The organism is Desulfoluna sp. CYM3A (genome assembly GCF_056829965.1).
This window is the reverse complement of record NZ_CP186556.1, coordinates 6,252,556-6,276,878: the sequence shown is the minus strand read 5'-3', so window position 1 is coordinate 6,276,878 and position 24,323 is coordinate 6,252,556. Positions and strand designations below refer to the sequence as shown.

At 62.2% G+C, this 24,323-nt stretch carries 24 protein-coding genes, 1 tRNA gene and 3 pseudogenes; 11 read left to right on the top strand and 17 right to left on the bottom strand.

The features are described 5' to 3' along the window. Window positions 1-53: 53 nt before the first annotated feature. The 11 genes and pseudogenes from ACOYW1_RS31535 (at window position 54) to arsB (ending at window position 11,620) form a co-directional block, all read left to right on the top strand. Window positions 54-129 (top strand) — tRNA-Asn (locus tag ACOYW1_RS31535). Between the two features lie 378 nt (window positions 130-507). Beyond that, window positions 508-4,413: a response regulator gene (locus ACOYW1_RS31530; RefSeq protein WP_482421079.1), complete on the top strand. Its 3,906-nt coding sequence runs from the start codon at window positions 508-510 to the stop codon at window positions 4,411-4,413. A gap of 87 nt (window positions 4,414-4,500) precedes the next feature. Next, entirely contained in the window at window positions 4,501-6,702 is a 2,202-nt protein-coding gene (locus ACOYW1_RS31525) for a response regulator (protein ID WP_482421078.1), read from the top strand. After that, a pseudogene (locus ACOYW1_RS31520) lies at window positions 6,605-7,417 on the top strand (histidine kinase dimerization/phospho-acceptor domain-containing protein); the annotation flags it as partial. The gene ACOYW1_RS31525 and the pseudogene ACOYW1_RS31520, both read left to right, overlap by 98 nt. Before the next feature lie 15 nt (window positions 7,418-7,432). Next, on the top strand, window positions 7,433-8,380 hold the full coding sequence (locus tag ACOYW1_RS31515; RefSeq protein ID WP_482423867.1) for an ATP-binding protein: 948 nt from the start codon (window positions 7,433-7,435) through the stop codon (window positions 8,378-8,380). Between the two features lie 517 nt (window positions 8,381-8,897). Then, window positions 8,898-9,413: pseudogene (locus ACOYW1_RS31510) on the top strand (permease); the annotation flags it as partial. Between the two features lie 122 nt (window positions 9,414-9,535). Continuing rightward, entirely contained in the window at window positions 9,536-9,760 is a 225-nt protein-coding gene (locus tag ACOYW1_RS31505; RefSeq protein ID WP_482421077.1) for a hypothetical protein, read from the top strand. Next, window positions 9,694-9,921: a permease gene (locus ACOYW1_RS31500; protein ID WP_482421076.1), complete on the top strand. Its 228-nt coding sequence runs from the start codon at window positions 9,694-9,696 to the stop codon at window positions 9,919-9,921. The genes ACOYW1_RS31505 and ACOYW1_RS31500 overlap by 67 nt, the downstream gene beginning before the upstream one ends. 14 nt (window positions 9,922-9,935) lie before the next feature. Next, the gene (locus tag ACOYW1_RS31495; RefSeq protein WP_482421075.1) at window positions 9,936-10,253 is read left to right on the top strand and encodes a hypothetical protein; all 318 of its coding nucleotides are present in this window, start codon (window positions 9,936-9,938) and stop codon (window positions 10,251-10,253) included. 5 nt (window positions 10,254-10,258) lie between these two features. Continuing rightward, window positions 10,259-10,444, top strand: coding sequence for a thioredoxin family protein (locus ACOYW1_RS31490; RefSeq protein WP_482423866.1), 186 nt, complete (start codon window positions 10,259-10,261; stop codon window positions 10,442-10,444). Window positions 10,445-10,555: 111 nt separating this feature from the next. Beyond that, window positions 10,556-11,620, top strand: a complete 1,065-nt coding sequence (gene arsB / locus ACOYW1_RS31485) for an ACR3 family arsenite efflux transporter (protein WP_482421074.1) — start codon at window positions 10,556-10,558, stop codon at window positions 11,618-11,620. 42 nt (window positions 11,621-11,662) lie between these two features. Here arsB and ACOYW1_RS31480 read toward each other — a convergent pair whose 3' ends face one another. From ACOYW1_RS31480 to ACOYW1_RS31400, 17 genes and pseudogenes are all read right to left on the bottom strand, one after another. Further along, window positions 11,663-11,953, bottom strand: coding sequence for an ArsA-related P-loop ATPase (locus ACOYW1_RS31480; RefSeq protein ID WP_482421073.1), 291 nt, complete (start codon window positions 11,951-11,953; stop codon window positions 11,663-11,665). Further along, window positions 11,950-12,117 carry an ArsA-related P-loop ATPase gene (locus ACOYW1_RS31475; RefSeq protein WP_482421072.1) on the bottom strand — a complete coding sequence of 56 codons (168 nt, stop codon included), beginning with the start codon at window positions 12,115-12,117 and terminating at the stop codon, window positions 11,950-11,952. Before ACOYW1_RS31475 ends, ACOYW1_RS31480 begins: the two co-directional genes overlap by 4 nt. A 4-nt stretch (window positions 12,118-12,121) precedes the next feature. Continuing rightward, on the bottom strand, window positions 12,122-12,661 hold the full coding sequence (locus tag ACOYW1_RS31470) for an ArsA family ATPase (RefSeq protein ID WP_482421071.1): 540 nt from the start codon (window positions 12,659-12,661) through the stop codon (window positions 12,122-12,124). 17 nt (window positions 12,662-12,678) lie between these two features. Then, a complete protein-coding gene (locus tag ACOYW1_RS31465) occupies window positions 12,679-13,512 on the bottom strand; it encodes an ArsA family ATPase (RefSeq protein WP_482423865.1) in 834 nt (277 codons plus the stop codon). A gap of 96 nt (window positions 13,513-13,608) precedes the next feature. Then, window positions 13,609-14,532, bottom strand: a complete 924-nt coding sequence (locus ACOYW1_RS31460; RefSeq protein ID WP_482421070.1) for an Hsp20/alpha crystallin family protein — start codon at window positions 14,530-14,532, stop codon at window positions 13,609-13,611. Continuing rightward, window positions 14,468-16,264: an Hsp70 family protein gene (locus tag ACOYW1_RS31455; RefSeq protein ID WP_482421069.1), complete on the bottom strand. Its 1,797-nt coding sequence runs from the start codon at window positions 16,262-16,264 to the stop codon at window positions 14,468-14,470. Before ACOYW1_RS31455 ends, ACOYW1_RS31460 begins: the two co-directional genes overlap by 65 nt. A 45-nt stretch (window positions 16,265-16,309) precedes the next feature. Then, a complete protein-coding gene (locus ACOYW1_RS31450; RefSeq protein ID WP_482421068.1) occupies window positions 16,310-16,957 on the bottom strand; it encodes a gas vesicle protein in 648 nt (215 codons plus the stop codon). A gap of 4 nt (window positions 16,958-16,961) precedes the next feature. Beyond that, on the bottom strand, window positions 16,962-18,038 hold the full coding sequence (locus ACOYW1_RS31445; protein WP_482421067.1) for a GvpL/GvpF family gas vesicle protein: 1,077 nt from the start codon (window positions 18,036-18,038) through the stop codon (window positions 16,962-16,964). Between the two features lie 175 nt (window positions 18,039-18,213). Further along, window positions 18,214-18,510: a gas vesicle protein K gene (locus ACOYW1_RS31440; protein ID WP_482421066.1), complete on the bottom strand. Its 297-nt coding sequence runs from the start codon at window positions 18,508-18,510 to the stop codon at window positions 18,214-18,216. Continuing rightward, window positions 18,500-18,814 carry a hypothetical protein gene (locus tag ACOYW1_RS31435; protein WP_482421065.1) on the bottom strand — a complete coding sequence of 105 codons (315 nt, stop codon included), beginning with the start codon at window positions 18,812-18,814 and terminating at the stop codon, window positions 18,500-18,502. The genes ACOYW1_RS31440 and ACOYW1_RS31435 overlap by 11 nt, the downstream gene beginning before the upstream one ends. 3 nt (window positions 18,815-18,817) lie before the next feature. Continuing rightward, window positions 18,818-19,183 carry a gas vesicle protein gene (locus ACOYW1_RS31430; protein WP_180137254.1) on the bottom strand — a complete coding sequence of 122 codons (366 nt, stop codon included), beginning with the start codon at window positions 19,181-19,183 and terminating at the stop codon, window positions 18,818-18,820. Window positions 19,184-19,187: 4 nt separating this feature from the next. Further along, window positions 19,188-19,457: pseudogene (gvpO, locus tag ACOYW1_RS31425) on the bottom strand (gas vesicle protein GvpO); the annotation flags it as partial. A 34-nt stretch (window positions 19,458-19,491) separates the two neighbouring features. Next, window positions 19,492-19,740, bottom strand: coding sequence for a gas vesicle protein GvpG (locus ACOYW1_RS31420; RefSeq protein ID WP_180137256.1), 249 nt, complete (start codon window positions 19,738-19,740; stop codon window positions 19,492-19,494). 4 nt (window positions 19,741-19,744) lie between these two features. Beyond that, window positions 19,745-20,488 (bottom strand): GvpL/GvpF family gas vesicle protein, encoded by a 744-nt coding sequence (locus tag ACOYW1_RS31415; protein ID WP_482421064.1) that lies wholly within the window; start codon window positions 20,486-20,488, stop codon window positions 19,745-19,747. A 13-nt stretch (window positions 20,489-20,501) separates the two neighbouring features. Then, the gene (locus tag ACOYW1_RS31410; protein WP_482421063.1) at window positions 20,502-21,170 is read right to left on the bottom strand and encodes a hypothetical protein; all 669 of its coding nucleotides are present in this window, start codon (window positions 21,168-21,170) and stop codon (window positions 20,502-20,504) included. Beyond that, window positions 21,167-22,204 carry a GvpL/GvpF family gas vesicle protein gene (locus tag ACOYW1_RS31405; protein ID WP_482421062.1) on the bottom strand — a complete coding sequence of 346 codons (1,038 nt, stop codon included), beginning with the start codon at window positions 22,202-22,204 and terminating at the stop codon, window positions 21,167-21,169. The genes ACOYW1_RS31410 and ACOYW1_RS31405 overlap by 4 nt, the downstream gene beginning before the upstream one ends. Then, on the bottom strand, window positions 22,194-24,320 hold the full coding sequence (locus ACOYW1_RS31400) for a CDC48 family AAA ATPase (RefSeq protein WP_482421061.1): 2,127 nt from the start codon (window positions 24,318-24,320) through the stop codon (window positions 22,194-22,196). Before ACOYW1_RS31400 ends, ACOYW1_RS31405 begins: the two co-directional genes overlap by 11 nt. Window positions 24,321-24,323 lie beyond the last annotated feature (3 nt).

The window sequence follows — 24,323 nt, the reverse complement described above, 5'->3', positions numbered from 1 at the left end:
TTTAATTGACACCGCCCGGAAATCGGTCTAAATAGTCTGAGTCTTTTGACTGATCCCCAGTAGCTCAGTCGGCAGAGCAAGTGGCTGTTAACCACTGGGTCCGCGGTTCAAATCCGTGCTGGGGAGCCAAAAAGCAACTGTCCGTTTCGGACAGCGCCGATATAAAAACCTCGAAGGCTTAAGTCTTCGGGGTTTTTTTGTGCCCTTTTGCCCACCAAATCGATAACCACCTGAAAAAACGTTCCAATACCCCGCACATGACCATTCCTTGACGGAACACGATATGGTATAAAAGAAAAGTATTTCCTTTCCCCCCTTTGCAGAGGCTCACCGGACACCACGGCATACCACAGCAAAGCCCCTTGAAAGGCCCGCCTCGGTTTCCGTGGGAACCCCCGTGGGCCGGGCAAAAACAAACACAACCCGACAATTGAACGACGCGGGCGGTCTCAACCTGCTGATCTGCCCATCGCCTTTGGCGGCCGCGTCACCCCAAGGAGATAGGCCATGGCCCGCTCCACACGGGAATTTTTCATTGAGCAACGCACCCACTCCGGCCAGTGGCTGTCCACGGCCTTAGGGCTCGGCGGTGCGATCCCCCTCATGGGCACTCTGTTCATCGGCACCCGCTACCCGGACTGGCGTCTCGTCTCCCAGCCCCTCCACACCTCTCTGGAAGTGGCCGGGGCCACCCTCGGCCTGGTGCTGGCCGCCCTCCTCCTCCTGAGCCAGGAAAAAACCACCACCCGAAGGATGTGGATCGCCCTGGCTCTCATTGCCATGGCCGTCTTCGACATCTTCCACAGCTGCACCCCCGAGGGCCGGGCCTTCATCTGGTTTCGAAGCCTCTCCGTATTGACAGGCGGCCTCTTTTTCGCCCTGGTCTGGTTCCCCGACCGCCCCCTCTCCCGGACCACGGTGCTGGTGGCAGCCAACGCAACCCTTCTCGCCTCGGTGGCCGCAGGCATGCTCATCACCACCTGGCCCCAGGGCCAGCCGCTTCCCCAGGCAGGCTCACCAGGCCTCTCCCCCGCCGACATCACGGCCCTTGCAGGGGGCCTTCTTATCCTCATGGCCGCCCTCAACTTTGCGGTGAACTACAGCCGGACCAGGCAGCAGGAGGAGCTCCTCTTCCTGCTTCTGGCCCTTTTATTCGGCATCTCCGGCATGTTGTTCTCCGTTACCACCTCCTGGAAGGCAGGCTGGTGGTTCTGGCACCTCCTGCGGTTTTCCGGGTACCTCATCGCCTTTCTCCTGGCCCTTGTGGCGTATCGCAAAACAGAACAGGAGATGCTCCGCACCCATGCCGAGCTGGACACTCTCTTCCATGTGGGGGTGGACGGCAAACGCATGGTGGACAGCCAGTTCAACCAGGTGCAGGCCAACGACACCCTGGCGGCCCTGGCCGGAGGCGCCCCCCCGGGACCCGGCCCTGTGAAATGCTACGAATCCTTCGGCGGCCCCCTGTGCCACACAGACGCCTGCCCCCTCACCCAGATGAAGTCAGGGGCCACCACCCACATCCACACCGAGGTGGAAAAAAAACACCCCGACGGTACCCAGGCCTTTTACCTCCTCAACGCCATGCGCCTTGAAAAACCCGACGGGACCTTCGGGGGCATCATCGAAAGCTTCTGGGACATCACCGACCGCAAAAAAACGGCCCGGGCCCTGGAAGACCAAAATGACCTGAAAACCGGCCAGGCACAACTCTCCCACCTCATGCAGAGCGAGTCGGACCCCGAGGCCCTCTGCCGCCGGATCATCACCTTTCTCTGCAAGTATTTAGGCGCCGTCACCGGCCTGATCTATCTGGCCGACGAGACCGGGACCCTGCGCTTGGTGGCCAGCTACGCCCACAAGCGGCGCAAGCACCTGGCATCCGCATACCGTCCCGGCGAAGGGCTCGTGGGCCAGGCTGCCCTGGAAAAAGAGGAGATCATCCTCACCCAGGTCCCTGAAGGCTATATCACCATCGAGTCGGGCCTGGGCACGGCAGCCCCCACCACCCTGTGCATCAAACCAGTGATCCGCAACGACCAGGTCAAAGCAGTTCTGGAGCTCGGCACCCTCACCACCTTTTCGGAGTCCCAATCCCAGTTCCTGGACCTGGTGACAGGCAGCATCGCCCTGGCCGTGGAAAACACCCAGGGCCGGACACGGCTTGCCCTCTCCCTGGAAGAGTCTGAAAAGCTGTCGGAAGAACTCCGAGCCCAGCAGGAGGAGCTTCGCCAGTCCAACGAAGAGCTGGAAGGGCAGGCATCGACCCTGTTGCGCTCAGAAGAGAGGCTCAAAGAGCAGCAGGAAGAGCTCAAAGCCATCAACGAAGAGCTGGAAGAGAAAAACGAGCTCCTCCAGCGCCAGGCCCGGGAGATGCTTGCCGTTAAAAGAGAGACCGAAGAGAAGGCCGAAGCCCTGGCCCTGGCCAGTTCCTACAAATCGGAGTTTCTGGCCAACATGTCCCATGAACTCCGCACCCCCTTGAACAGCCTGCTGCTCCTGGCCCGATCCCTTGCCGACAACAAGGAGGAGACCCTGACACCCGGGCAGGTGGAATCAGCCGAGGTCATCCACGCCAGCGGCACAGACCTGCTCAACCTCATCAACGACATCCTCGACCTCTCCAAAATCGAGGCCGGGCGCATGGAGCTGGCCCCGGTCACCGTGGATCTCAAAGAGTTCACGTCCGATATCCAGGCCGGGTTCCGGCACCTGGCAAGAGAAAAAGGCCTCGAACTCGTGACATCAGTCTCACCGGAAACCCCGGCGCACATCGTCACGGACCGAAAGCGCCTGGACCAGATCATCAACAACCTCATGGCCAATGCCATCAAGTTCACGGCATCGGGGCGTGTCACCCTCACCGCCGCCCCCTGCCCCGAAGGCGTCCGACTCCTTCAGTCACAGCTCACGCCCCAGACCACCCTGGCCCTGTCCGTTGCCGACACGGGCATCGGCATCGAAGAGAGCCGCCAGCAAATCATCTTCGAAGCCTTTCAACAGGCCGACGGAACCACCACCCAGCATTGCGGGGGCGCCGGACTGCAACTATCCATCGCCCGAAAGCTCGCCACCCTCTTAGGGGGCGAAATACAGCTCACCAGCCAGCCGGGCAAGGGAGCCACCTTCACCCTTTTCCTTCCCGTCGCCCTGCCGTCCAACCAGCCCGTCCCGGAACCGATCCCGTCCCCCGGCACCGCCCCCTCACCGGTACAGGACGACCGGGAGGCCCTGGACTCGGAGGACAGGATCATCCTCGTCATTGAAGACGACCCCGTCTTTGCCCGGCACCTCTGCACCACATGCAGGGACAAAGGGTTCAAGTGCCTGGCCGCCCCATCCGGGGAGGAGGGCTTGGCACTGCTGAAAACGCACCTGCCCTGCGCCGTGCTCCTGGACATCACCCTTCCGGGGATGGATGGGTGGGCGGTGCTCACCGCCTTGAAGGAAGACCTTCGCACCCGCCACATCCCGGTGCACATCATCTCCGCCCACGACGCAGCAGCGGAATCCCTCCGCCTGGGAGCCGTGGGGCACGCCACCAAGCCCATGAGCACCGAAGCCCTGGAGAAGACCTTTTCCACCCTGGAAGAGATGACGGCCCAACGTCCCAAGCACGTCCTGGTGGTGGACGACAACCGGGAGACACGCCAAAGCGTGGTGGGGCTCATCGGATGTGAAGGGGTGCGCACCACGGAAGCGACCTCGGCCTCTGAGGCCATGGACGCCCTTCGGGCCAGGCAGTTCCACTGCATCATCCTCGACCTGGGCCTGCCGGACATGGACGGCCTGGAGCTCCTGCGCGCCCTCCGCGCCGAAGGGGTGCCCCTCCCACCGGTGATCATCTACACGGCCCGAAACCTCACCGCCGAACAGGAGATGGGCATCCGGGAACACGCCGATGCCATCATCGTAAAGGACGTCCGCTCCCAGGAAAGACTCCTGGACGAAGTCTCCCTGTTCCTCCACCAGGTGGTGAGCCGCATGCCGGACCGGCAAAAACAGATCATCACCAACCTCCACGACACCGATGCCCTTTTGCGGGACAAAAAGGTGCTCATTGTCGACGACGACATGCGCGCCACCTTTGCCCTCTCCAAACTCCTGCGGGAGAGGGGCATGATTCCCCTGAAGGCAGACAACGGGGAGCGGGCCCTGAAGGTCCTGTCCCGGGAGCCCGACCTGCATCTGGTGCTCATGGATGTCATGATGCCCGTGATGGACGGGTTCGAAACCATCAGGAGAATCCGCGCCCAAGAGGCCTTCCGGAACCTGCCCATCATCGCCCTCACCGCCAAGGCCATGAAAGAAGATCGCACCAAATGCCTTGCCAGCGGTGCCAGCGACTACATGCCCAAACCCGTGGCCCCCCACCGCCTCATCTCCATGATGCGCGTGTGGCTTCACCGATAGTAAGGAACCCATCAAGCGCCTCTGCTGACGAAAAGGCACAAACCGACCCCCAGTCAACGCTCATGGGAAACGTTCCGGCAGACCTAGATGACTCACACCACGGACACCCCCAGCCCCGCCCCCACGGAACCCTGCTCCTGGGCGCACAGGCAGAAAATCCTCATTGTCGACGACAAGCAGGAGAACCTCATTGCCCTAAGGAAGACCCTCACCTGCCTGGATGTGGAGATCATCGAAGCCTCAAGCGGCAACCAGGCCCTTGTGGCCACCCTGGACAACGATTTTGCCGTGGCCGTCGTGGATGTAAAGATGCCGGGCATGGACGGTTACGAACTGGCGGCAATCCTCAGGGGAGAGGAGCGAACCCGGGTGCTCCCCATCATCTTCAACACCGCCGCCACAGCCGATGAGCACCAGGCATTCAAGGGGTATGAGGCCGGGTGCATCGATTACATCGTCAAGCCCGTTGACCCGGCCATCCTCATCGGGAAAGTCCGGACCCTGCTGGAACTCGACACCCACCGAAGGCAGCTTGAGAAGATGGTGGAAGCGCGCACCCTCCAGCTCAGCCACCTCAACTCCGTGCTCCTGGGCATCCGCCACGTCAACCAGCTCATCGTCCGGGAGAAAAAACCCGCCCGACTCATCCGGGACGCCTGCCGAAAGCTCATCGAGACCCGGGGTTTCCACTTTGCCTTCATCACCCTTCTGGATGCCTCGGGAAAACTGGAAACCGCGGCGGAGACCGGCCTTGGCAACGATTTCCCCCCGTTTCTGGACAACCTCAAAGCCGGCACATTGTCCCGATGCTATGAAAAAGCCCTCATCCAGCCGACCCCTGTTCTCACGCGCCTCCCCCATGCCGATTGCGCCGGGTGCCCCCTGTCCGGCAAGAGCCGCGACCACGCCGCCATCACCATCCGCCTGGAGCACGCCGACAGGGTCTATGGTCTCATGACCCTGGCCATGCCGCGCCAGCTGGCAAGTGACCTGCACGAACTGAGTCTCCTGGAGGAAGCCGGGGGAGACCTCGCCTTTGCCTTGCACACCATCGAAAAAGAGCTCCGACTTCGCATGGTCCTGGACAACATGCGGGACGTGATCTGGCTCATGGACATGAACCTGTACCCCATCTGGATCAGCGCCGCACGCAGCCGCGGGTACACCTCAGAAGAGCTCAAAGGCCTGCCCCTGTCAAAACAGATGACCCCGGACTCCTACCGTCGGGTGATGGAGGCGTACAACACCACCATCACCCCGGAAAACCTCATCGACCCCCGGAAAAAACTCTCCATCACCATGGAGATTGAGTTCACGAAAAAAGACGGTTCTTCGGCCTGGGCGTCGGCCACCTTTGCCGTGGTAAGGGATGACGCAGGTACCCCCATCGGCATCGTGGGATCAAGCCACGACATCGGCGAACTCAAAGCATCGGAGGCAGCCCTCATGATGAAGACGCGGGCCCTTACCGAACGGGTCAAGGAGCTCCATTGCCTCTACGAGGTGTCCCGGCTCGCGGCGGACTCCACCGCACCGGTCAGGGAGGTGCTGCAGGAGGTGGTCTCCCTCATTCCCGCAGGCTGGTTCTACCCGGAACTCACCTGCGCCCGCATCACCTGCCACCGCCAACGCTTCACCAGCGCGGGCTTCCGGGAAACGCCCTGGACCCTCTCCGCAGAAATCCTGGTGTCGGGTGAGAAGGTGGGCCAGGTGGAGGTCTTTGTCCTCAAAGAGTGCCCGTCCCTGGACGAGGGCCCTTTCCTGAAGGAAGAGAGGGAACTCATCGACAACCTGGCCCGGCGGTTGGGGACCATGCTGGAGGCACGGCGTGCCCGAAGCCGGGACAGGCTGGCCCGGGATGTGCTGGAACTGCTCAACCGCAAGGAGCACTCACCGGACTTTCTGGACGAGATCCTTTCCATCATCCGTCGCAGCACCCATGTGGAAGCCCTGGGCATCCGGCTGCGGGACGGCGACGAGAGTCCCTACGGACACACCCAGGGGTTCCCCGAGCATTTTATCCAGACCGAAACCCTCCTGTGCAGGCGGGGCGCCGACGGAAGTGCCCTCCGAGACAACAAGGGAGAGGCCCTGCTGGAAGGTCTTTGCGGCCGCGTGCTCTCAGGAGACACAGCGCCCCTGCCCCGTCACCGACAGGGGAAGCTCGACCAACAGCACCGAAACCTGGGGCCAATCCGCCCCCTCAGCCATACAGGAAGCCTGCCCCAGAAACCTCTGCAGCACCCAGGGGTTTCAGTCGGTGGCCCTGATCCCCCTGAAGGCGGATGAACAGATCCTGGGCCTGCTCCACTTAGGGGACTCCCGCCCCGGCTGTTTCAACCGGGAGATGATCCATTTCCTTGAAGGCCTGGGCACCAGCATCGGCATCGCCCTTGCCAAAAGCCGCGTGGAAGGGGCCTTAAGGGAGAGCGAAACCCTGCTCAACGAAATGGGGGCCATGGCCAAGGTGGGCGGCTGGGAGCTGGACCTGTCCACCCGAGCCATGCGCTGGACCCGGGAGACCTACCGCATCCACGAGATCCCCGAGGGCAAATCAGTGACCCTTGCCGAAGCCCTGGCCTTTTGCGACACCGCATCCAGGCCCGCCATGGAACAAGCCCTTGCCTCCTGTCGGGAAACAGCCACCCCCTTTGATCTCGAGCTCCACGTCACCACGGCGGGGGGCCGGAACCTCCAGGCCCGCGTCACGGGCCGTGCCGCAGGCCCTGCGGGCAAGGTCGAAAAACTGACCGGGACATTCCAGGACATCACCAAGCACAAAAAACTGGAGGAGCAGCTCCACCAGGCCATGAAAATGGAGGCCATCGGACGGCTGGCCGGTGGGGTGGCCCATGACTTCAACAACGCCCTGACCCCCATCCTGGCGGTGAGCGACATGCTCCTCAGCGACCTCTCCCCGGGAGAGCCCATGCACGAGGATATCCGTGAAATCCAGGAAGCGGCTGATCGCTGCGCCCGCCTCACCCGACAGCTCCTTGCCTTCGGCCGCAGGCAGCCCATGCGGCTCACCTGCCTGAACCTGAACACGGTGGTCACCCGCATGGAAAAAATGCTCTCCCGCGTCATCGGAGAAGACATCAAACTCGTAAAACGCCTCACCCCGGACCTCGGCAACACCCGGGCAGACGAGAGTAAAATCGAGCAGATCATCGCCAACCTGGTCGTCAACGCCCGGGACGCCATGCCCCGCGGAGGAACCCTCACCATCGAGACCCGCAACGTCACCACCGATACAGGGCCCGACGGTCCCGACACCAGGCCGCCGGAGCCCATGGTGATGCTCGTCTTGACCGATACCGGAGACGGCATGGACGAAAAGACGCAGGCCCACATCTTCGACCCTTTTTTCACCACCAAGGAAAACGGCAAAGGAACGGGCCTCGGACTTTCCACCGTCTACGGCATCGTCAAACAGAGCCAGGGGAACATCCGGGTCCGGAGCAAGCCGGGGCAAGGAACATGCTTCCGGGTCTGCCTGCCCCGGGTTGACGACGAGTCGACCAGCTGCCCGTCACCACCCCGGGACCCGGCCCCCAAACCCAGCTCCCGGGGCACCGAGACCATCCTGCTGGTGGAAGACGAAGAGAGCGTCCGGCGGACCGCCCGGCGCATCCTGGCCGCAAAGGGCTATACCGTTTTGGAAGCAGGCCACGGTGAAGAGGCCATCACACGCTTCAAGGGCCACACCGGGGCCATCCACATCCTGGTCACCGACGTCATCATGCCGGGCATGAGCGGCAAGGAGGTGGCCGACCACCTGGTGACCTTGGCCCCGGCCTTGAAGGTATTGTACGTATCCGGGTACACGGACAACGTCATCACCGCAGCGGCGTCCTCGACAACGGCACCTCCTTTATCCAAAAACCCTTTACCTCAGAGGACCTTGCCGCCAAGGTCCGGAAGGTCCTGGACAGCTAAAGGGCATGGGCATGCATTTTTCTATTGACACCACCGGCAAATCACACTAAATAGTCCGAGTCTTTTGACTGATCCCCAGTAGCTCAGTCGGCAGAGGCAAATCGTTTGTGACCCGCTGGGTCGCAAATTCTCAAATCCGTGCTGGGGAGCCAAAAACAACTGTCCGTTTCGGACAGAGCCGATATATAGAAACCCCGAAGGCTTAAGCCTTCGGGGTTTTTTTGTTTGGTCTGCCGGTTCAACGCATGGAAAAACATAAAAAAGTCCCCCACATGGGCTCAAACCCCTTGACAGCGTCAACCAAATAGCTATATTCACAAATAACGATTTATGTAAAACCTTCGTACCATGAAAGATGACCGGCCTGTCCCTTTCTCCCCACAGGCAGCCATCCAGCTTTTTAAATCGCCAAATGGCGATATATAGTTTCACAGAGACACAAAAAGGAGATCAATCATGACCCACCAGCTCCTGACCGGCACGTCGTGCCCATGCAAAAAAGAGGCAACCGGCCGTGACACCGCGTCTGCCCCCGGAGAAGAAAAATCAAAGACACCTGCCATGATCACGGCAAGCGCCCTGGGCATCGCCCTCTGGTTTGTGGTTTACCTGAACCTTACCCCCCTGGCCGAGGCCATCACGGCATTTTTATCGGCCATGACGGGCTTTGCGCGGGAAAGCCACCTGGGAAGCGCCCTTGCCTTCTTCATCTACGAAGTGCCCAAGGTACTTATGCTCCTCACCCTGGTGGTCTTTGCCGTGGGCATTGTCCGCTCGTTTTTTACCCCGGAAAAAACCCGGGGCCATGCTGGCAGGGGGCCTTCACCGGAAACATCCTGGCCGCCCTGCTGGGCATTGTCACCCCCTTCTGCTCCTGTTCCGCCGTCCCCCTTTTCCTGGGCTTCGTCACCACCGGTGTCCCCCTGGGGGCGACCTTCTCCTTTCTTATTGCCGCTCCCATGGTCAACGAAATCGCCCTGGTTCTCCTGTACGGCCTCTTCGGGTGGAAGGTGGCGGCCCTTTACCTCGGCACCGGCCTGGCCATTGCCATGACCGCCGGGTGGGTCATCGGCAAGCTTAAGATGGAAGGCCACCTGGAGTCCTGGGTCCACGAGATCCAGGCAGGAGCCGGGCCCATGGCTGAAGACCTGGGCCTGGGGGAATCGGCTCCGGCGTCGAGGCCGTGGGGGAAATCCTCGGAAAAGTCTGGCTCTATGTCATCCTGGGCATCGCCGTGGGGGCCGGCATCCACGGCTACGTCCCCGAAGGGGTCATGGCCGGGTTCATGGGCAAGTCGGCCTGGTGGTCGGTGCCCCTGTCGGTTCTTCGGGGCGGTGTGCCATGTACTCCAACGCCGCCGGTATCATCCCCATTGTCCAGGCCCTCCTGGGCAAGGGCGCGGCCCTAGGGACCGTCCTGGCTTTCATGATGTCGGTCATCGCCCTCTCCCTTCCCGAGATCATCATCCTCAGGAAGGTTCTCAAACCCAGATTGATCGCCACCTTCATCGGGGTGGTGGGCACCGGCATCCTCCTGGTGGGATACCTCTTCAACCTCATCATCGCATAGCACGGGGGATCAGCATGGATCACATCACGAAACTACGCGTCGGTAAAAACACCATCGGCATCCGGGGCCTCAAAGAGGCCCTTGCCGAGGCAGCGGAGAAATTTAACGGCACCCCCGACACCGCGGCGGGACGTGTTCTCCTTGAAAAACTCTCGGCAAAAAACTACATCGCCCCGGCGGCCGCCCCCACCTATGAGAAAGCCTTTCACAGAGCCTACCTCCGGCACATCGGCGCACCGGAAGACGACGCCGTGCCCGCGGGGCTGGTTGAGATCAAGGTCCTGGGCCCGGGATGCCCCCAATGCGAACGCCTGGAGCGATCGTACGATTGAGCCAAGTGATGACCGGAGCCGGGGTCTGCAAGCGGCTTTCGACCCATGTCCGGAACCTTACGGAGATTGCATCCTACGGCGTCATGGGCACCCCTGCCCTCATCATCAACCGGGAGGTCAAAGCCGTGGGCAAGGTGCCTTCCAAGACCAACCTGACGGCCTGGGTCACAGAGGCCTCAGCCGGAGGCTAAGGAAAGGCTTCCCGAAAGAAACCCAGGGCATTCCGGCTTCACGAAAACCCTTGTTTGAAACAAATGGAGTATGTCCCATGTCTGAGTCCACCATCAAACGACTCTCTTTTCTTGACCGATACCTCACCTTCTGGATCTTCCTGGCCATGGCCGTGGGGATGGAAGGGGGTAGGCTCCTTCCCGAGGTCCCAAAACATCATCACCCGATTTTCCGTCGGAACCACCAACATTCCCATTGCCGTGGGCCTCATTCTCATGATGTACCCGCCCCTGGCCAAGGTGAAATACGAAAAGCTGGGCCTGGTGTTCAAAAACACACGGGTCCTCGCCCTCTCCCTTGTCCAGAACTGGGTCATCGGCCCCGTTCTCATGTTTCTCCTCGCCATGGCCTTCTTGTCCGGGCACCAGGAGTATATGGTGGGGCTCATCCTGATCGGGCTGGCCCGCTGCATCGCCATGGTCATTGTCTGGAACGACCTGGCCGGGGGAGACACCGAGTACTGCGCGGGGCTCGTGGCCTTCAACTCGGTGTTTCAGGTGCTCTTCTTCCCGGTGTATGCCTGGCTCTTTATCACCGTTCTGCCGGGGCTCCTCGGCCATGAAGGAATGGCCGTCGACATCTCCATGGGCCAGATCGCCGAAAGCGTCTTCATCTACCTGGGCATCCCCTTCATCGCCGGAATGCTCTCCCGGTTCATTGGTCTCAAAACCATCGGTGCGGACCGTTACGAAAACGAATTCATCCCCAGGATCAGCCCCCTGACCCTTGTGGCGCTGCTCTTCACCATCTTCGTCATGTTCTCCCTCAAGGGTGAGTACATTGTCCAGCTCCCCATGGACGTGGTACGCGTGGCTATTCCCCTGTGCATCTATTTCGTGGCCATGTTCTTCGTATCGTTCTGGCTCTCCCTGAAAGCCAAAGCCACGTACGGGCAGGCGACCACCTTATCCTTTACGGCCGCATCCAATAACTTCGAGCTGGCCATCGCCGTTGCCGTTGCTGTCTTCGGACTCGATTCGGGACAGGCCTTCGCCGCTGTCATCGGCCCCCTGGTGGAGGTGCCCGTCCTCATCGGCCTCGTGAATGCCGCTTTGTGGTTGAAGAAGTCCTGGTATCCTGGGTCCGACGAGGCCTCGAAGGATGAGGCCCCGTTTCCCGGCAACGTCCTGGAATAACGGATACGACGGGTCAAACCCTTTACCCGGACACGTCACAAGCTACCGGCCGTTTTGCTCCTCGGGAATCCCGGTGACCTCCAGCCGGGAAAACCGGGAGCAGGCGGCCTCCAGCTCATCTTGTTGCGTTACCCGGTTGACCACAAGGTGCCTGCAGGAGATCCCGGCCCGGGCCACGGATGCCACCAGGCGTTCCGTCTCGGCAAGGACCATGCTTTCAGGCAGGGTCACGCAGACAAAGGCGGTCCTGTCCCTGTCCTGCAGCGCCCCCTGCATCCTCCGGACACGGCGGGACAGGTCAAGGACCCGTTCGATGGTGGCCGTCAGTTTCACCGCCCCATAATATTCCTCAGCACCGCAAAAAAGGCCTTGAGCCACTCCCTCACCAGGCCGGGCATCTCCAGGAATCTAAGCAGGTGGCCGGTGGGGGAGCCGTCCAGGATCAGGATGTCGTGGGCGCCGTCCCCCCTGGCATCCATCACCGCATCCAGGGCCATGATCTCATCGACAGGAGGCCGGGAGAGGAGTTTCTGCCATCACCTCCCGGTCAAAGGCGATGTCCATGCCCCGCCCCGCAAACCGCTTGAAGAGCGTCTGGATCTCTTTTCGGTACCCCTCCTTGAAACGCTCAAACAGCCCATCTGCATTGATCTCATACGCCGAGAGGTTCTCCGTTATGGGCGTGACCCGGTCCCCGATGGGTGTGTGATAGGCATCGGACAAAGAGTGGGCCGGGTCCGTTGAGACAATCAAAAAGCGTTTTCCCTTGAAGCAATCAGCCAGCTGAACCGCCAGGGATGCCGCCACCGTGGTTTTCCCCACGCCGCCCTTGCCCCCCACCACAATGACCTCCAGATCGGCGGCCACACCATAGCGAAGAAACCGACACACCGCAGAGTCACAGAGTCCCGAAAGGATCGATTCCGTTGCGTGGTCCGGGGCCTTGTCTTTATCCCAAGGCTCCGGTGAAGCAGCCCCAGGCTCACACACCTCACATTCAATGCGGGCCCCCAGGGCCTTCAGGCCGGGGAGCCCTTTCACCTCTGCCCCCTCCTTTGTCACCAGGACCAGGTCATACCGGCGGAACCGCGCCTGGATCTCCCCAAAAATCCCGGCCGGTTCTCCCCATTGCCTGCCGGGTCCACCCGGTTCACGAGGATCTCCCGACACGGGATATGGTCGGCTTCAAGGTGCCCCACCAACCGTTCGGTCTCACGAAAGCTCATGAGCTCCGGGGTCATCACCGGCACAAATCGGGTACGGTGACCGTTCCTGAAGAGCGTTCCCACCGCCTCGATATCCCGGCCCAGGCTCTCAAGGAACCGGTCACACCGATCCTTGGTGTACCTCTTCCCGGAAAAGACCGATGCCATGTAGCGATGCTTGTGCAGCATCAAATCCATCACCCGAATCCACGTGCGCATGTGCTCCGGAAGGTCCAGAAGGCGCAAGGTATGCCCGGTGGGGGCCGTGTCCAGGATCAGGAGGTCACACGCCCCTTCGGCCAGGAGATCTGCCACCTCAAGGACGGCCATCACCTCGTCCAGGCCAGGCATGGACAGGGCGAAAAACCCGGAGATGTCCTCCCGGTCAAAATAGGTCCCCCTCTCGGCGATGGTCTTAAGGATCTCACCGTTGCGCTCCCTAAAGCGGTTTGCCAGCGTCTCCGCGCACAACTGGCGGGCAAACAGGTTCCCCTGCCCGTTCAGGGGCACCGGGGTCATGTCATGGGAGACGTCCATGTCCAGGCAATCGGAGAGGGAATGGGCAGGGTCCGTGGAAAGCAGGAGGACCCTGGAGGTTGGACGGGCTTCGGCAAGACAGATGGCGGCAGCCGCAGACAAGGTGGTCTTGCCCACACCGCCTTTTCCGCCGAAGAGAAGAAGTTTCAGGTCAGGGTTATGGAGGTAGTCGGGTTTGATGGGATAACGCGTCCTCTGCGCGGGTTCATGACGATCCCGGTCATGGGCGGCCGGGACAATGCGAAATCAGAGGCCATGGCCGCCCTCGGCCTTTTGCAGGCAGATCTCAAGCAGGGTGTTTTTCAGGCTCACCCGGTGGGCGTCGAACACGACCTTTTCGGGCAGCTCAAACCGCTCCACCCACGGAGCCGTCGGATGACGGGACGCAACGGTCAGCTCCCTGCCCTCCACCCCCACATGAAGATCGCTTCGCCCCACCCCTTTGACATCCAAGATGACCTGATAGTGACCGCCCTCGTCAAAGAGATCCAGCAGGCGTTCGGAGGAAGGGTGCCGCTTCCCCGGGCTTCCGGCAAGCCACCAGCTGAAAAGAACGGCCTCCCCGGACGCCGGGTCCACCCGTTTGCGTTCAAAGGTGAGGATCGGACAGCCCATGGTCTTGAGGGCCACAGGGTTGATGGCATCCCTGATGTGCATCAGCACGTCCATGTGGTTGTCTGTTCCGCAGACCTCGGCAAGGTCTGCGATCCTTGCGTGGCCCTGTTCCCAGAGATACATGAGAATGGCCCGGCAGCTGTCGTCGAGCTTCCCGGCAAGGGTTTCAATCAGGGACTCATCCACCTTCAGCAGGGCCATCTGGAACAGCCTGGCTTTCCAGATGGCTGCCCCATTGACAATAAGCCAGACCATCCGGGGGCGCAGGGTTCCGCCGGGGTGGTAACACACCCCCAGGGCATGGCGTTTACGCAGCACATAGTAAAAAGTCCCCATGCGCAGGTCCGAAATGGCCCCCAGGGGAATTTCAAGGAGAACCGTCCGGAGCTGCCAGAGAATCAGCCGCCTGTCCGTGAGCAGGCACTCCACCACCTTCCAGCCCGCCCCCGGATGCGCCCTGAAGCCCCCCTGGTCCCTCAGGATCAGGGTCTCATGGGGCTTCAGGGGCGGGGCGGGTTTGGTCAAAGGGGGCATGGAGCTCAATCGGGGTCTCATGGCCGGCTTCCTTTGCATGGGGGTCGGAGGTTGACACAAGGGACTGCAATGCCGCGCAACGGCTCCTGATCTCAAGGGCGCTGCCCCGCTTGAGGGCGTCCCGGCACAGGGCAACATGGGCTTCAATTTCCTTGACCAGGGTCTCGGCAAGGGAGGCTGAAGGGTCCTCCAGAAGCGCCTCCACGGACCGCATCAAGGTCTCTGCCCGAGTGGCGGCCTCGATCTGTTCCCGCTTCTCCAGGTCCCCTTGGGCACAGGCCTCGGCATCGGCAAGCACACGGCTCACCTCTTCGTCTTTCAAATCCTTCATGGCTTCCATGGAGAGGGTTTCCCTGGCTTCCGTCTGGAGATTCTCGGCAGAGACCGTGACGATGCCGTCGGCGTCGATGGAAAAGCAGACCTCCACGTGGGCCTGTCCCCGGGGAAGTGGAGGAATGCCCGAGAGCTGAAACGCCCCCAGGCTGATGTTGTCCGAGGCCATCTCCCGCTCCCCCTGCAGCACGTGGATGTCCATGTTCTCCTGATCGTCGCGGGCCGTGGTGAAGAGCTCCTGCGCCGAGGTGGGAATGGTGGTATTCCGGGGGATGATGCGGGCAAAGAGCCCGCCCTGGGACTCGATGCCGAGGGACAGGGGGGTGACGTCCACCAGCACCACGTCGCGAATCTGCCCGGTGATGATCCCGGCCTGCACCGCCGCCCCGATGGCCACCACCTCGTCGGGATTGACGTCCAGAAAGGGGCGCTGCCGGAAAAAAGACTCGGCAAGGGCCCGAATACCGGGCATACGGGTGGCCCCGCCCACCAGAAGGACCCTGTCGATGCCGGCGGCCGTGAGCCCCGCATCGGAGAGGGCGCGCTCCGTGGGGGCAATAAGCCGATTCGCCAGGTCGTCGGTTACCGCCTCAAAGGCAGACCGCGCCATGACCTCCTCAAAGGCCGCCACACTCCGGGGCGCCCCGGACAGGTGCTGAAGGGAAAGCCTTGCCACCGGCTTCTCCGACAATCTTTTTTTCACCCCTTCGCACACCAGCCCCACCCGCGCCAGCATCTGGGAATCGCCCCGGATATCCACACCGCACGCCGCCTTGATCCGTGCGGCCACGTGGTCGGCAAAACGCCGGTCCCAGTCGTCCCCGCCGAGGTGGTTGTCCCCGCACACCGCGCGCACCTCAAAAAAACCCTCGGCAAGCTCCAGAACGGAGACGTCAAAGGTGCCTCCCCCTAAATCCCAGACCAGCACCGTGGAGAGTTCCTGACGATGAAGACCGTAGGCAAGAGCCGCGGCCGTGGGCTCGTTGATGATCCTGAGCACCTCAAAGCCAGCTGCCTGTCCAGCCTGACGGGTCTCTTCCCGGGCGGCGTGATGGAAATAGGCAGGCACGGTGATCACCGCCTGGGTCACGGAGCCGCCCAGGGCCTCCTCGGCATCGGCCCTGACCCTTTCCAGAATGGCCGCCGAGATCTCTTTCGGTGACCGGGGCGTCCCCCGGACCATCACCTGCCTGCCGCTGCCCATGAGCCGCTTGACGCTGAAGACCGCATCGCCGCCCCCCTCTGCAAGCCGCTGCCTGGCCGCGCTCCCCACAAGCCGACGCCCGTCCCCGGTCTCCGCATACACCGACGGTGTCAGGCGCTCCCCCTCTTTGTTGGGGATGATGCGGGCCCGTCCGTTGTCCACCACGGCGGCCACCGTGTTGGAGGTTCCAAGGTCGATGCCGATGACTCGGTCCATGGGCTGCCTCATTGTAAGTGATGCGTTACGCAGATGCCTGCTCGCCTATTTGCACACCGTCTCCATGGGAAGCACATCATCGCCGGGACGGTTCCCCTGCCAGATGGCCTTCCAGACGCCCTTGTCGAGGCTGACACCGGCGTCCACCTCCTGCGCGAGACACTCCTGAAGCCGGGGCGCCTCCCCGCTCCTGAGCTTTTCAATCCGGCCATCCACCATCACCAGGTGGAGTTCTCGGATCTCTGTCTCCTCGCAAGCGGCCTCTTCCGGTACCCCGAACCGGGCAACAGCCTTCAAAGGGACCTCAAAAAGCATGCGTTCAAAGGGGTACTGGTAGACAAAGAGCCTCTCCCGGGTAAGGTAGAGGTGCCCGTAACGCCAGGCCGGATGCAACCCCTCGGAGCAATACCATCCCCCGTGGGCCGAAAAGAGCACCTCCTCCCCGTTGGGGAGCAACACCTCCTTTTGCTGACGCGCTTCGCGTTCCCGAGCCCGCATGCTCTCGTCCAGATCCTTGAGCATCCCGTACTTCACCATGGTCTCCATACCGGCCAGGGCCGCCTTGAGGTTGAGCCCGATAAGGGGAATACCGGCCACGGAAACCACCAGGTCTGCATGGATCACCAGCCCTTTGTCCAGGATGCGGTCCAGGAGGTCCACCAGGGTGGCTTTGGTGTGGTTTTCGGGCTCCATGGTCTCACGTAAAGCTATAGGGCGGCCAGGGGCCGGTGAATGTCACGGAGAACCAGGCCATCTCCTGAATACGCTCAAGCTCCCGGCCCAACTCCCCGCTTCTGGCCTCGGGCAGCAGGCAGGCAAGATTCATGATCATCTGCCGGGCAGGGTCCTCGGCCTTTTTCGTCTTCTCGATCTTGACCTCGGTGACGCACCCCTGGATGTCCTTGAAAAATTCCCGGAAATAGTGATCGGCCTTGGTCTCCAGCTCCTTTTTCAGCATCGCCTCGATCTTCTGGCGATGCAGATAAGCCGCCCCTTTGGGTTTGTCGCCCAGGTCTGCTGTCATGTGCCGGACGCTCTCGCTCTCCTGAGCAAGGGTCTCCATCATGGCCGGAGCGTCCCAGAACACCTGCACCCCGTACTCGGCCTGCCCGGCGAAACGGTCCAGCATGGCTGAAAAGTCTTCCCGGCCTTGGCGGAGCCAGGCCGCCACGGTCTCGTCGGTTCCCTGCGCCTCACCACCTGCCAGGATGGTGTCAAAAGAGAGGGGGATCACCCCGCCGAACTCTCTCCAGGCGCGGTCAATGACCCCCTGATGGGCAAACAGCCACTGCTTCACGGTCTCCTCGTCCGTGGACTCGTAGGGTGCGGCCGTGCAGTCGTGGACCACAGCCCCTAAGCCATCCTCCCAGATGATGCGGACCTCCCTGCCGTCGATGCCCATGGGGCCCAGCACAGGCCCGGCCTCTCCCCGGATCACCGCGTAGACATAGCGCCCCTCTCCGGGCTCCCCGGGGTCACAGGGCGTTTCCTCCGGGATCGCTTCCCGGGACGCGGCCTCCTCTGGGGAAGATGGCCGAGGCTCCGCCGGGGCCTCCACCACTGGGGACGGCACCGGGGGAACCGGTGTCTCCGGGGCCAGCGCCCCGGCAATCTCATCCCGGATCACCCGCTGCAGCTCGGGAACAAAGGACTCCCGCACAAGCCGCCGGATCTCCGGCCGGTATGCGTCAAGCAGGCTCCGGATCTCTTGCAACACTCGCTCTTTGAGGATGGGGTCCATGGGCAGAAAACCGTTGGGGTGGGTGTGGCTCAACCGGTTGAAACATGCCGTAACGATTCAGTTCAAAATTGCCTCCGGCGGCCCTGCCGGGGCCAAACATTTAGAAAGTTTGAGAAACAGGCCTTACGTCATTATTTCTTAAGGATTCGCCATAGGGTTTCAAGGTGCCCCCACCTTGTTGCCGGAGGCTCGCTTTTTAGGTATGGCCTTATGGCCCGGACCAGCGGTTCGGGTTGATCATTTTCTCCAGGACGTCGTCCACCGTTCGGCGGTGCACGTTTTTCACGGCCTCGGAGATGCCCTGCTGGGCCTTGATCTCGGCAATGGCCTCGTCCAGGTCCATCAAGGCCTGGCCCAGCCGGTCCACCTCTTCGTCCGACAGGCTCCCCCCCTCCACCCGCTTCATGGCCTGGAGCCGCAGGGCGTCCTGGATCACTTCCACCAGGGCCACCACCAGCCCCAGCACCCCGTGCTTTAAGTTGTTCTCGTCGATATCAATGGCCATGGGGATTCCCTTTGTCCGTGCCTTCCGGGGAGAACCCGCAGAGGTAGCACCCTGTGCGCTCCATGGACTCCCGAACCACAAGGCGGCCGCACCCGGGACAGGGAATTTTGTAGGCCAGGGGGGCCCGGTTGTCCCCGCCCCCCTCAGGCCCTGCCCCGCACACATAGCACCCGGTGCTGACCAGGACCTTTTTCACCACGCCCTTGCCGCAGGAAGGGCATCGGGTCCAGTACCCGCTCTGCTGCCGAAGGGCCTGCTTCGCCTTCTGCCCCTGGCGGACTTTATCCATGAGGGTCTTGAACACGGGTTACACCGAGGTGGTAAGGCCAGGGTTCGATTGCCTCGCCTTGGCGCTGATCCAGCCGCACCAGGGGCAACCGGTGGTGATGAGTTCTTCGGCGGGGAGCACCTTCTCGCATTGGGGACAATGCTCTTTGGCCGAAAGGGCCTCGTCCCAGGCCGGGGTCTGGAGCTCGGTGCCCGACGGGAACTCCAGGCCGTACTTGGCCGCGGTCTCAAAGGAGGCCAGGGCCGCCCGGATCCGGATCCCCAAGAGCTCCACCCCGGCCACGGACACGGCAATGTCCGCGTTGATCACCAGCCCCTTATCCAGAATCCGGTCCACCACATCGGCCAGGCTTCCACTGCTTTCCCGGGTCGGTTCCAGGCTCATATAATCATCCCTCCGGATCGTCGGTGTCGGTACGTTTGCGCATGCGGACCCGCCTGAACTCCGATACCTTTCCCTCGTCGTCGAGCATGGTCTCGTACACCCCCAGGATGTCCAGGCTGTCGGGAATGGCTCTTTTCTCGATGGCTTCGAGCGTCACCCGCCAGCCTTCGGCGTTGGGCTCGGCGCTCACCGTGGAATCGATCTCAAGCCCGATGAGCATGTTGAGCTCCTCGCGGGCTTTCTGAATGGCCTCGGTAAATGAAATCGCCATGGCTGTGTCCTTTTTTGTCCAGGGTTGAAGGGGTTGTTCAACCTTCGTCCATCTCTTTTTTCAAACGCCGAGCCCGGTCCAGCCGGTCCATCAGCGCCTGCTCTTTCCGGTCGAACTCCGCCTCGTCAATCTCCTCCATCTCAAACTGCATCTGGAGGTGCAAAAGCTCTTCATGGATGCCGGCTTCGTCGGTCATCTCCTGAAGCGCCGTGTCCCGCAGCTTTCCGGCCACCCACACGGTCATCTTCACAGGCGCCAGCAATATGTCGTCGAGAATCAGCACCATGGGTCTACCACCTGACCACCAGCTCGATAAAATGGTTTGGGGGGACAGGCCCCACATACTTGATCTTCATGCGCCCCTCGGTGCTCTCGTCCAGACGGTGCACCGCCTCATCAAAGGCCCTCTCCTTGTCCCGGGCCACGAGAAAGACGCTGTGGGTGATCATCCGGTCCCCGAAAGGCGGGTTTTTCTTCTGCTCCACCCAGAGCCCGTCGAAAAACGACCCGATACGCGTGTCCAGGGCCTCGCGCTTCCGGGCCAGGGCGCCTGCCACCATCTCCCCCAGCCGGATCTGCTCCTTGCGCGCCCCCCCTTTCTGCGTATTGAGCCGGTCCCTGAGCCTCTGGATCTGCCGGTTCTCTTCCACAATCTCCCGATATGCCTGGGACGGGTCGGTCCACAGCACCTTGAGACCGAGCTCCACCTTGTCCTCCACGTAGGCCAGCTTTGCCTTGAGCTCATCGTAACGCTCGGCCAGAAGCTTCGTCCGGATGGCCTCTGCCCCGTCGCCCACGGTACCAAACTTCACCGGCAGGATGGGGGTCTCGGCCATCACCTGCTCCATCACGGTCTGGTGGGCCATGGTGTTTTTCCGGTTCACCGCATACTCCGTCACCGGCGACGGGCTCACCACCGCCCCGATGTCCCGATGGCAGATGATGGACACCTGGCCCCCTTCCTCGTCAATGCCGCCAAGTTCCAGGGTCCGTTCCTCGCCCGTTGCGGCCACTGCATAGATGTATTGGCCCATAGTCACCTTTGTGTCACCCGATCAGTTCCTCGCCCAGGCGAAGGAGTTCCTCTTCTCCCCCGCGACGCTTCACCGCCTTCATGTATGCCCGGACCAGCCCGGGCGTTTTGAAAGGTTCCACGCCAATATCCGCGTCAATGTGTTGCTGCACCTGATGGGCCGCCCCCACAAAGAGAACGCCCACCTCTCCGTCTTCCAGGGTCGTGTTGATCCGATGCGCCATGAACCGGTCCCGGCGCTTCAGGAGCCCCCGTCTTTGAAACCGCGACAGGGCCAGGCGATAGAGCTTCTGCCACAGGGACCGGGCCTGCACCAGGTTCATGGTAAGTTCGTACTCCCGGCGGATCAGGGCAAGATCCTCGGTCTTCCGGATCTCCGCCCCCTGCGCCATGAGACGGGAGATGCACAGGAAGTTGGGGCTGCCCTTGGCGGCCAGTTCCCGCACCACCGCATCGCCGATCTCGCCGGCCTCCACCATGCCGTCCTGATAGATCTTAAGCCGGTGGGCATCCTCGGCTCCCAGGCGCTGCTCCACCCCTCCCCAGAAGGCCGCCACCACCGCTTCGTGGCGTGCAAGCCGGTCCGGTCCGTAAAGTTTTTCCCGCATGAGCCGGATCTTTTCGGCGGCCGCCCCCAAGTCGGGGTCGGAATGGATCATGGGCACCAGGATCAGCTCTCTCATGGCCCCCCCCTGCCGGTTTGATCCGACCGTTGAACCGTCAGCCACCGGCTCTCACCGCCCTTTGCAAAGGAGACCGGCCCCTCCCCGCACAACGCCAGGAGCAGCCGGTACGATTTGCTCACGTCCTCAAACCGGCCTGCCTCAAGATCTCCGTGGGAGCTGCTGTCCGGATGGCAATCCCGGACCATGAGCCGGTAAGCCTCCCGGATATCCGACGGGGTCACGCGCTCGGGAAGGGAGAGGCACCTTCGGGCCCCGTCGATCTCGGCAAAGTCCACCTGCTGGACGGACAGGGTGTAAAAGCTGTTGCAGGGAAGGGGCCCGATGAGGCGAAAGTCGACCCGGTCTTCAAGGCGCCGATCCAGATCGGTGAGGGCCTCTTCAAACCGGGGCGTCTCCTTCTCCTCCACCAGGGCAGCCAGGCTGACAATGACGGCATCGTCCCGCACTTCAAGGGGGGCAAGAGCCGCCGAAGCCCCTTTGAGCCCCTCGACGATGGCCTCGGCATACCCTTTACGTTTCTGCTCCAGCTCCGCCTTGACCATCTTGCCCAGGGTCATCCGGGCCTTCTGCCGGTCAGCCTCGGAGGCCAGCACCGCTTCGCGCCGGAAATGGGCCACGGCCTCGGAGGTGCCAATCTCCCTGAGCTCCCGCTCAAAATCACTGAAACGGGCCACCACATCCAGCTCCGTCTTGCCGCAGGCCGTTTCAAAGGCCGCCAGGATCCGGGAGCGGCCGTTGGCCAGCAGGGCCTCCACCTCAGAGCCCCGCCCCAAAACCGTACCGAACTTCAAGGGGATCACCGGCCCCCGGACCATCATCCCTTCAAGGACCCGCTGGTGCTCGGCCACGTACTTCAAAAGGGTGTCCCGGGGCAGCCTCGGAAAGTCCACGGGGGCCACCTCGCTTGCAGCCACGGCAAGGCCCGGACCGCCTTTGAGGACCACCTCCCCGTTGTCCAGCCCGAAGGGCCCCAGGCGCAAGGGGGCATCCGCGGTCATGAAGCCGTAAAGGTAGAGTGCGTTACCGTCCATCGCCCCGATCCCTCTGACGCGTTTCCACGGCCTCTTCAAAATGGCCCATGGTGATCTCAAACCGCTCCGTCTCATTCTCCCCGGAGGCAATAAAGGCACGGATGGCAGCCATGGCCGCGGCCTTGCAGATGAACTCAATGTCGGCCCCCACCATGCCCTCGGTGGCCGCCACCAGGGCGTTGAGATCAATGCCGTCCGCCAGGGGCTTGCCCTTGGTATGCACGGAAAAAATCTCGCGGCGCGCCCCCCCGTCCGGAGGGGGCAGCTCCAGGTGGAAATCGAAACGGCCGGAACGAAGCAGGGCCGCGTCAATGAGGTCAACGCGATTGGTGGCCGCCAGCACCGCAATGCCGTTGAGCTCCTCAATGCCGTCCATTTCCGTCAGGAACTGGCTGATCACCCGGTCGGTGACGGCCGAAGACCCGTGCATGCCTCGCTGGGGCACCAGGCTGTCGATCTCATCCACAAACACAATGCAGGGAGAGGCCAGGCGGGCCTTGCGGAAGATCTCCCGCACCCCCTTTTCACTGTCCCCCACCCACTTGGAGAGGAGCTCCGGGCCCTTGACGGGAGTGACCGACCCGGACTCCGAGGCCACGGCCTTGGCCAAAAGGGTCTTGCCCGTTCCGGGGGGGCCATGGAGCAAAATCCCCCGGGCAGGGGAGGTATTTGCCCGCTCGAACAGAGGGGCATAGGCCAGGGGCCATTCAATGGTCTCTTTGAGCAGGGATTTTACCCCGTCCAACCCGCCCACATCCCCCCAGGTGACGTTGGGCACCTCGGTGAAGACTTCCCGGATGGCCGAGGGCTCGATGCCTTTCATGGCCTCGGTGAAATCGCCCATGGTCACCTGCAGGTTCAGCAGGGTATCCATGGGAATATCCTCCAACTCAAAGTCGATGCGGGGAAAGATGTTGCGAAGGGAGGCCATGGCCGCCTCCCGGCAGAGGGCCTCCAGGTCGGCCCCCACGTAGCCGTGGGTGATCTCAGAGACTTTTGCAAGGTCCACGTCGTTGGCCAGGGGCATCCCCTGGGTGTAGATGGTGAGGATCTCCAGGCGGCCGTTGCGGTCCGGAATGCTGATCTCGATTTCGCGGTCGAAACGTCCGGGGCGCCTTAAGGCGGGATCGATGACATTGGGGATGTTGGTGGCGCCGATGACCATCACCTGCCCCCTGGAGGAGAGCCCGTCCATGAGGGTCAGAAGCTGGGCCACCACCCGTTTTTCCACCTGCTTTTCCCCGCCCATCTCCTCCCGCTTGGGGGCGATGGCGTCGATCTCATCAAGAAAAATGATGCTGGGGGCACGGGCCGAAGCCTCGTCAAAGATGCGCCTCAGGTTGGCCTCGCTCTCCCCGTAGAGCTTGTTCATGATCTCCGGCCCGCTCAGGTGGCTGAAGAAGGCATCGGTCTCGTTGGCCACGGCCCGGGCGATCATGGTCTTGCCGCAGCCGGGGGGACCGTGCAGGAGCACCCCCTTGGGGGGGTCGATGCCCAATCGGTCAAAGACCTGGGGGTACTTCAAGGGGAGCTCGATCATCTCCCGGATCCGCCGGATCTCCTTGCCCAGGCCCCCCACGTCTTCGTAGGAGACCCGGGCCGACTTCACCTCTCCCTTCTCCCGGGGCTCCTGGATCACCACCGCCGTCTCGGGACGGATAATGACCACCCCGTCGGGCTTGGTTCCCGTCACCTGAAAGTCCCGGGTCTGGGCCCCGAAAAGCTTGGCCCGCACCGTGTCCCCCGTCACAAGGGGGATGCCCTCCAGAAGGCTCCCGATGTAGGTGGAGTCGTAGGAACGCAGGGGCGTCAAAGGGCTCACCGTCAGTTTCTGGGCGGGCTTGCAGCCACAGGGCGCAATGCTGACCTTCTCGTCCAGGCCCACCTGGGCGTTGTCCCGGGCGATGCCGTCCAGGCACACCCATCCCTGGCCGCGGTCCTCCATAAAGGCCGGCATCACCTTGGCCACGGTGGTTCGTTTGCCCTTGATCTCGACGATATCGCCCACCTCCACGCCGATGCCGGGAAAATCCGCAGGATCGAACCGCACGATGCCGCGGCCCACATCCTTGGACTCCGCCTCCTTTACCTTCAGGGTCAGGCTTGTCTTATCCATAGG

Excerpts from the sequence above, each read along its gene's own strand:
- ACOYW1_RS31530 (WP_482421079.1), top strand. The coding sequence starts at position 508 with ATGGCCCGCTCCACACGGGAATTTTTCATTGAGCAACGCACCCACTCC.
- ACOYW1_RS31525 (WP_482421078.1), top strand. The coding sequence starts at position 4,501 with ATGACTCACACCACGGACACCCCCAGCCCCGCCCCCACGGAACCCTGC.
- ACOYW1_RS31515 (WP_482423867.1), top strand. The coding sequence starts at position 7,433 with ATGCGGCTCACCTGCCTGAACCTGAACACGGTGGTCACCCGCATGGAA.
- ACOYW1_RS31500 (WP_482421076.1), top strand. The coding sequence starts at position 9,694 with ATGTACTCCAACGCCGCCGGTATCATCCCCATTGTCCAGGCCCTCCTG.
- ACOYW1_RS31495 (WP_482421075.1), top strand. The coding sequence starts at position 9,936 with ATGGATCACATCACGAAACTACGCGTCGGTAAAAACACCATCGGCATC.
- ACOYW1_RS31475 (WP_482421072.1), bottom strand. The coding sequence starts at position 12,117 with ATGGCCCTGGATGCGGTGATGGATGCCAGGGGGGACGGCGCCCACGAC.
- ACOYW1_RS31460 (WP_482421070.1), bottom strand. The coding sequence starts at position 14,532 with ATGAGACCCCGATTGAGCTCCATGCCCCCTTTGACCAAACCCGCCCCG.
- ACOYW1_RS31455 (WP_482421069.1), bottom strand. The coding sequence starts at position 16,264 with ATGGACCGAGTCATCGGCATCGACCTTGGAACCTCCAACACGGTGGCC.
- ACOYW1_RS31450 (WP_482421068.1), bottom strand. The coding sequence starts at position 16,957 with ATGGAGCCCGAAAACCACACCAAAGCCACCCTGGTGGACCTCCTGGAC.
- ACOYW1_RS31440 (WP_482421066.1), bottom strand. The coding sequence starts at position 18,510 with ATGGCCATTGATATCGACGAGAACAACTTAAAGCACGGGGTGCTGGGG.
- ACOYW1_RS31430 (WP_180137254.1), bottom strand. The coding sequence starts at position 19,183 with ATGAGCCTGGAACCGACCCGGGAAAGCAGTGGAAGCCTGGCCGATGTG.
- ACOYW1_RS31420 (WP_180137256.1), bottom strand. The coding sequence starts at position 19,740 with ATGGTGCTGATTCTCGACGACATATTGCTGGCGCCTGTGAAGATGACC.
- ACOYW1_RS31415 (WP_482421064.1), bottom strand. The coding sequence starts at position 20,488 with ATGGGCCAATACATCTATGCAGTGGCCGCAACGGGCGAGGAACGGACC.
- ACOYW1_RS31410 (WP_482421063.1), bottom strand. The coding sequence starts at position 21,170 with ATGAGAGAGCTGATCCTGGTGCCCATGATCCATTCCGACCCCGACTTG.
- ACOYW1_RS31405 (WP_482421062.1), bottom strand. The coding sequence starts at position 22,204 with ATGGACGGTAACGCACTCTACCTTTACGGCTTCATGACCGCGGATGCC.
- ACOYW1_RS31400 (WP_482421061.1), bottom strand. The coding sequence starts at position 24,320 with ATGGATAAGACAAGCCTGACCCTGAAGGTAAAGGAGGCGGAGTCCAAG.